A 7097-nucleotide genomic window follows, 5' to 3' on the forward strand; every position below is an offset into this window, starting at 1 on the left:
ATATAATCATCTCATCCATAATGCGTAAACAAAGATCTGATTTTGAAAATTTACCTATTGCCAGTAAATATTTCCTGCAACAACTGGGAGCTAAAGTTACTCCACAAACTATAGAACGCCAACTCACTACTCACCCTGCGTACCCCTCTGTGCTATCGCTTTCTGAAACTTTGTCAGACCTGTCAATAGAAAACATGGCAGTGAGCATTACTACCGATCGGCTCGAAGAAGTTCCATACCCGGCAATAGCCCACTTTAGCAGAGGACATTTTGTGGTACTCGATGGACTCGAAAACGGGCAGCTCACCTATTTCGACCCAGCCAAAGGTCACGTTACCCAATCTGTAGAAGAGTTTGCAGCAGAATGGTCGGGGGTATTGCTTATGGCAGAGTTGGACGAAGAAACTCACTTGGGCGAAGCAGATTTTATATTCAAAAAATACCGTACACCGCTCATTATTGGCGCATCTATGATGTTTTTTGTGCTAGGGCTGGTAGCAGGTTTTGTCAATTTTAAGGTTGCCTGGGCTACTTGGTTGCCTCTGTTGGGGCTCAAAGCAGTAGGACTAACTACTGCCGTATTACTCATTCTCAAGGAAGAAGGCATAAGCAATGCTTTGGTGCATAAAATATGCGATACCAACGCCAAAACCAGCTGTGGACAAGTACTCGATTCGCCGGCAGCCAAACTATTTGGCTGGCTCAAAATGTCGCACCTTGGCTTTATCTATTTCGCGGGCGGCAGCCTTGCCTTACTCACCTCGCTTACCTCAGGCAATTTATTTTCTATTGCGGTTTGTCTGGGGGTGTTTACTATACTGGCGTTGCCTTATACCATTTTTTCGGTATACTATCAGGCAATGGTGGTCAAAAAATGGTGCTTACTCTGCTTGGCGGTACAGTTGATTTTCTGGCTGGAATTTGCCGCTGGTTTTTCTTTATGGAGCTATGATAGCCGTTTTTTCAATGCCACAAGTATTTTACACATTGCCGTTACCTTTGGCGTAGTGGTGGTGTTCTGGTTGCTGTTCAAACCTGGCTTTCGCCTCAAAAAAGAATTGCTTGAACAAGAAGCCAAGCTCAACTTTTTCCTTAAAAACGAACAAATTATGCGGGGTGTCCTTGAAAGTGCCCCTCACGCGTCGCCTGTCAACTTCGAAGATCAGGTGATACTAGGCGACCCCGAAGCTCCTATAGAGGTAACCATGATCAGTAATGTATTTTGTGGTCCTTGTGCCCAAAAACATGAGGCATTGGTAAAGTTAATGAGAGAACTACCTGGTATACTGCGGGTACAAGTATTGTTTACTGCCAAAAAAGAGCAAGAAGATGAACAAAACAAAGTAAGTCAGCACCTGATAGGTCTGCATTACCAATATAACCAGGCGCAATGCCTCGAGGCTACTTCTTTTTGGTATAAGCATAAAGACTATACAGCTTTGGTCAAAAATTATCCCCTGACAGAAGATAGTCTAGAGAAAGCCAAAAACCTACACATACAACACGCTTACTGGGTTGACCAAGAGCAAATCACTGGAACTCCTACCCTATTGGTACAAGGCAGACAGTTGCCCGTTGGATTTGATCTGGAAAACTTTAAGTCTTACTGGCGTAATATGGCAATGGTAGAAGATGAATAAGCCTTTTTCAATTACGAATTGTTTAATTACGAATGGGCGCGATGCGAAGCTAAAAAATTATCGTATGGGTTAATTACGAATTACGAATTTTTCAATTACGAATGAGGAAATAGACTGGAGGGAGAAGGGGTTATTCAAGCCAAGACAATTCAACCCTAAAAAAAACATTCCCCTGCTTTGGTCTTAGTGAAGCGAGGCCAAAGCATGCCAACACTCGAAACATCATACCCAAGTTGTTTGTGACGTTTCCGGTCGGCATTGTTCAGGTCGCCCTGCGGTAAGACCTTCACAGGAAGTTGTTTATTGGCAGGGGCAAGCCAAGACAATTCAACCCTAAAAACATTCCCCTGCTTTGGTCTTAGTGAAGCGAGACCAAAGCATGCCAACACTCGAAACATCATACCCAAGTTGTTTGTGACGTTTCCGGTCGGCATTGTTCAGGTCGCCCTGCGGTAAGACCTTCACAGGAAGTTGTTTATTGGCAGGGGCAAGCCAAGACAATTCAACCCTAAAAACATTCCCCTGCTTTGGTCTTAGTGAAGCGAGGCCAAAGCACGCCAACACTCGAAACATCATACCCAAGTTGTTGGCGGTGTTTCCAATCGGCATTGTTCAGGTCGTCCTAAAAAACGTTTACCAGCTTTGGTCTTAGTGAAGCGAGGCCAAAGCATGCCAACACTCGAAACATCATACCCAAGTTGTTTGTGACGTTTCCGGTCGGCATTGTTCAGGTCGCCCTGCGGTAAGACCTTCACAGGAAGTTGTTTATTGGCAGGGGCAAGCCAAGACAATTCAACCCTAAAAACATTCCCCTGCTTTGGTCTTAGTGAAGCGAGACCAAAGCACGCCAACACTCGAAACTATTTTAATTACGAACCGACCAGAGGGAGCTCTGCTTTAGCTAATGGGCGCAAAGTGAATCCTGCTGGCGCACGTCGTCCCCGCGTGTGCTTTGAAATAAGTTTATCGTTAACGCATTGATTTACAATATTTTGAATACATTTTTTCTTGCAAAAGGCGGGCTTTTTCACTATATTTGTTCATACTTTCACAGTGAAAGTATGAACAAGAGGTATTAGATTGGAGTCTTCCCTCAAGGGCTTTTAGCAAACTAAAAAATCTACTAGAATGCAATTTACTGAATTAAACGCAGAGGCACAAAGCATTACCATTCCCGAATCAATTGTAAACGTATTTGCCCAAAGTGTACGTGCCAACTTAGAAGCGCTGATGCTTGACGCAGATATGCCTTTAACACTGTTCGAAAACCAAGAGTACGAACAAGTAAAAACTTACTTACAGGCAAGTATTCTTCAAATGCAGTATTTGCTCAACAATGTAGAGCTGTTAGATACGCTACAAAAGAAATAAGCTTCACAAACAAAAAGCCCTGATATACTTCAGAGCTTTTTGTTTGTATAAAAAAACATACAGTTTTTTCACCTTTCCTTAAAAACTCATTTTTACCTGTGGCAATGCCTTCTGAATCCGGTCTTTTTCTGATATAGGCAGAGGGTTACCATATAAGTAAAGTTCCTTGAGTTGCACAAGGTCGCCAATGTTGACAGGCAGTGAGTGCAGTTGGTTGCGACGCAAATCCAACGAACGTAAATTAGTCAAGTACCCTATTTCATTGGGCAACATCAACAGCTTATTTTCGCGTAGGTCAAGCGTGTCTAGTTCTTCCAGGTTGCCCAATTCAGCAGGCACCTGCTTTAGTTGGTTGCCCCCCAAATGTAATTTGCGTAAGTTTTCAAGTTTACCAATTTCTTTAGGCAGGCGAGTCAATTGCCCTTGAGTAAGCCAAAGTTCTTCAAGTTGGCGCAAACGCCCTATTTCTTTAGGTAGTTGGGTCAGCGGATTTTTATTGAGGTTCAATTGTTTCAGGTGCTTCAAACTGCCTATTTCGCGAGGCAGTGTATGCAGTTGATTGCTGTTGAGGTTGAGCAACAACAAGTTTTTGAGGTAAGCTATTTCCGCTGGTAAGCGCTTTAGGTAGACACGGCTAATCCATAATTCACTAATATTTGCTACTACCTGCACAAAACCATAGGTAAGGCAAAGCAATATTTTTTCTTGTTTATTAATCAGGTATTTCTCCAACACCTGCGGAACTCTCTCTCCCGCTCCCTTTAGCAACTGAAAAGCCAGTTCTACTTGACTACTTTGACCGCTTTCCAACAGTTGTTTTATTTTACTAATAAAGTCAGGGCTAGTGGTAATGTAATTGTTGTTTGTTAACATACCCGAATTAATTTTGGTTATATATCAGTTTTTGTCATAGTGTTATGTTACAGTACGTAAAGTATGAAATTATATTCGGGTATTTCTCTTTATTTTTATTTATCTGGCGGTTGTGCTCTTGATACAATTCAGGGTTGCCCTGGCTTATCTAAATCTCCACCAACTCATTTTTGAGCGCAAAAACCACTAATCCGGCAGTATTTTTTGCCCCTGTTTTTTCCAGTAGATTTTTTCGGTGCCCTTCTACTGTGCGATTACTGATAAACAGTTTTTCTGCCATTTCGGGGGTAGTAAGTTCCTTGCAGATCAACTCTAACACTTCTTGTTCACGTTTGGTCAACTCTATGCTGTTTTCAAACTGAGGCTTACCTTTAGCCCTTTTTTTCTGGTTAAGCCCCTTGAGCATTACTGTAGATATGTGGTTGTTGAAATAAAAATCTTTTGCCATAACTGTTCCTATGGCATGCACTAACTCGTCAGGATCGGTATTTTTGAGTAGGTAACCATTGGCGCCTAGTTCGAGACAATGAATGATAAACTTCTCTTCGTCGTACATAGATAAAACAAGCACCTTTACTTCAGGGTATTTGGCTTTAATTATTTTGGTAGCCTCCATTCCGTCCATTACGGGCATTTTCAAGTCCATCAATATCACATCAGGTGGTTGTGCGTCTACTTTGTCTATCAGTTCTTTGCCATTATCGGCACCATAAACAACCTCGATATTGTCATCAAGCTCTAGAATAGTGACCAAGCCTTTGCGAAAAAGCACGTGATCGTCAGCAATTGCTACTTTAACTGGCATAATTTATAATGTTTGTAGGTTTCTCAAGACAAGCCCCGACTTTGACGGTTGATGCAAAATGTAGGTAGTATATCAAAAGGCAAAGGGCTCCAGATAAATCATCCGGTAGAGGTAAAAGGATGAAGTTATTATACGCAAATATAGAATAGCAAGGTAATAATTTTTAAGCAGTATTACTCAATATATTTACTTGAGTTCCACCTTCGGGAGGGCTTGTATAGTTGAGGCTTGCACCTAATACCTGGGCACGGCTTTCGAGGTTTTTTAAGCCCAACCCCTTGGTGCTTTCCTTACTTTGCATCAAAGCATTGGCGTCAAAACCCACTCCATTATCTTTAAATATAATCTTTAGGCTTTTCGGAGTATAATGGATAAACAAGTTGACTTGGGTTGCCTGGGCGTGTTTAAGGGTATTATTGAAGAGTTCCTGGATAATCCTGAACAAGGCAAGTTCCTGGGGCTGGGACAGGCGTTCTTCGGTTACCTGATGCTCAAAATTTACCAATACGGCATCTGCCTGATTAATCCGGTCACAAAGCTCTTTGGCAGCTTCTACCAACCCAAAGCGATCCAACGTAGCGGGGAGTAAGTCTTTAGAAATGGTACGTACACTGGTTATAGTAGTTGCAATCAAATCTTTGGTTTTACCTACCATTTTGCCTGCCTTTGACTCTCTTTCTACAAACTTCTCTATTTGTTTGGCAAATAAATTAATTGTAGACAGGTTGGCGCCTACCTCATCGTGCAAATCCTTGGCTATTCTGCGGCGTTCGTTTTCCTGGGTTTGCAAACTAGCCTCTAACAAGGCTTTTTGTTGTTCTATTTTTATTTGTTGTAGCTGTTCTTGTTGGGCAAGCAAACGGCGTTGATACACCAAAAAAAACACGATTACTGCCATTGCCAGCAGTAGCATACCTACTGTGCCGATAAGTAGCATTGTGCCTACTCCGAGTTCTCCCGACTGAGCCATAAACCTATTGTGTAAAATATATTATGAATGATATTCAAGAACGAATGTATATTCCACATCAATAATAATAAACCTTTGTCAGAAACAATATAATTGCTGAAAATAAATAAAAACAGGCTGCCTGAAAAGTAAATTAAAATGCCGGTATTGACCCAAAACATGGGTGCCTTTTCTAAATACCTTACTTTTAGTTCCCTCAACATTTTGTAAAAATAAGACAGCGCAAATATGATAAGCAAAAGGTTGCTAATGGGGCGGGAGTAAGTGTTGAAAGTATAAATAGATTGGATAAATAAGCTATTGATAATAGAAAATATAGTGAAGGCGATAATAATCACAGGAATCACATAGCGCGCATAAGTTTTATGCAGGTACAATTGGTACATCCAGGCAAGTAGCGCAAACTCTATGACTACATACACATGCAAAGCTGGCAAATTGGGTAGTTTATAAATTGCCAGGGTGCGGGCTACTATTTCAACCAAGACCCCTACCCATAATAAAATACTCAAAATTTTTAAGGGAAGCGTCTGTTTTTTAAAGAGGATGATTGCCAGTATTGCTGGTAGTAGAATAGAAGCTACTGATACATTAGCCAGTACAAACGACCAATTAATTGTAAGAAGTAATGAATACATAGTTTTTAAGTTGTTTTTAAAAATAGGAAGTCATCTCGACTTTTTTGATGAAAATGGTTGCTTTTGTTCGATAACGATGATTTTTTTTTGAAGCATAGCAGTACTATGGTAATAAAAAATATCGAAGCTAGTAGACAAAATGAGCCATTTGTAATTCATTATTAAAAGTTGAGACGACTTCTATAAGCGAACTATCAAAAGTTCACTTATATCATTTTTTTACAAACGACTGCCACCGCCACCGCCGCCACCACAAAAAGGTGGGCAAGGAGCCGCAAACTCTAGCGTTACTACCCCTCCTGTACCACTTTCTGTGGTTTCAAATTTTACTTGAGGAGGTATGTTTAGTGCAGTGCCAATCATAGGGTCTAATTTAGTCTTTTCGTCTTTTTCACTAAATACTACCCGCAAAATAGGACGGTATGCAAAAGGGTGTCCGTATCCAGGGTTAGGGTCGCCTGCCCCCATAAAGAAGAACAGGTTGCTGACCTCAAGTCCTGGGTTAGATTTCAGTATATCCTTCAAGTCCTGTACATCCTGAGACGAGTAGGTATAAAATGCAGCCCTCTCTATTTCGGTCACCTTAGTGAGTGAGTCGGTGATAGGTGCGTGAAAACTATCTATAATATCATTGGTTGCGCGGGTGTTCCAACCATCGATATACAACTTTGCCAGCGAAAAAGGAATAATGGTCGTCTGTGAGTGTACAGGCAAATTACTGTTATTTTCGTCAAGTTGTTTTTCTATACTTTCGGCAAGGTAGCAACCAGTATAAAGCGAATCCGTATTGTTGCCTGTTA

At 41.3% G+C, this 7097-nt stretch carries 7 protein-coding genes; 2 read left to right on the forward strand and 5 right to left on the reverse strand.

Going from position 1 to position 7097, the window contains the following annotated elements; genetic code table 11:
• The first annotated feature begins 20 nt into the window (after positions 1 to 20).
• Both M23134_RS33540 and M23134_RS33555 read left to right on the forward strand, forming a co-directional pair.
• Positions 21 to 1640: a vitamin K epoxide reductase family protein gene (locus M23134_RS33540; RefSeq protein WP_002704504.1), complete on the forward strand. Its 1620-nt coding sequence runs from the start codon at positions 21 to 23 to the stop codon at positions 1638 to 1640.
• 1128 nt (positions 1641 to 2768) lie between these two features.
• Positions 2769 to 3011 carry a hypothetical protein gene (locus tag M23134_RS33555; protein ID WP_002704506.1) on the forward strand — a complete coding sequence of 81 codons (243 nt, stop codon included), beginning with the start codon at positions 2769 to 2771 and terminating at the stop codon, positions 3009 to 3011.
• A 78-nt stretch (positions 3012 to 3089) separates the two neighbouring features.
• Here M23134_RS33555 and M23134_RS33560 read toward each other — a convergent pair whose 3' ends face one another.
• From M23134_RS33560 to M23134_RS33580, 5 genes are all read right to left on the reverse strand, one after another.
• Positions 3090 to 3884 (reverse strand): leucine-rich repeat domain-containing protein, encoded by a 795-nt coding sequence (locus M23134_RS33560; protein WP_002704508.1) that lies wholly within the window; start codon positions 3882 to 3884, stop codon positions 3090 to 3092.
• 148 nt (positions 3885 to 4032) lie between these two features.
• Positions 4033 to 4689, reverse strand: a complete 657-nt coding sequence (locus M23134_RS33565; RefSeq protein ID WP_002704510.1) for a response regulator transcription factor — start codon at positions 4687 to 4689, stop codon at positions 4033 to 4035.
• 163 nt (positions 4690 to 4852) lie between these two features.
• Positions 4853 to 5659, reverse strand: coding sequence for a sensor histidine kinase (locus M23134_RS33570; RefSeq protein ID WP_045114864.1), 807 nt, complete (start codon positions 5657 to 5659; stop codon positions 4853 to 4855).
• A complete protein-coding gene (locus M23134_RS33575; protein ID WP_045114865.1) occupies positions 5632 to 6297 on the reverse strand; it encodes a hypothetical protein in 666 nt (221 codons plus the stop codon). The genes M23134_RS33570 and M23134_RS33575 overlap by 28 nt, the downstream gene beginning before the upstream one ends.
• A 219-nt stretch (positions 6298 to 6516) precedes the next feature.
• Positions 6517 to 7097 (reverse strand): hypothetical protein (locus tag M23134_RS33580; protein ID WP_045114866.1); only part of this gene is annotated, 581 nt, incomplete at its 5' end.

The organism is Microscilla marina ATCC 23134 (genome assembly GCF_000169175.1).
GTDB classification, from domain to species: Bacteria; Bacteroidota; Bacteroidia; order Cytophagales; family Microscillaceae; genus Microscilla; species Microscilla marina.

Coding starts and splice junctions, on each gene's coding strand:
- M23134_RS33570 (WP_045114864.1), bottom strand. CDS start 5,659: ATGGCTCAGTCGGGAGAACTCGGAGTAGGCACAATGCTACTTATCGGC.
- M23134_RS33560 (WP_002704508.1), bottom strand. CDS start 3,884: ATGTTAACAAACAACAATTACATTACCACTAGCCCTGACTTTATTAGT.
- M23134_RS33540 (WP_002704504.1), top strand. CDS start 21: ATGCGTAAACAAAGATCTGATTTTGAAAATTTACCTATTGCCAGTAAA.
- M23134_RS33555 (WP_002704506.1), top strand. CDS start 2,769: ATGCAATTTACTGAATTAAACGCAGAGGCACAAAGCATTACCATTCCC.
- M23134_RS33575 (WP_045114865.1), bottom strand. CDS start 6,297: ATGTATTCATTACTTCTTACAATTAATTGGTCGTTTGTACTGGCTAAT.
- M23134_RS33565 (WP_002704510.1), bottom strand. CDS start 4,689: ATGCCAGTTAAAGTAGCAATTGCTGACGATCACGTGCTTTTTCGCAAA.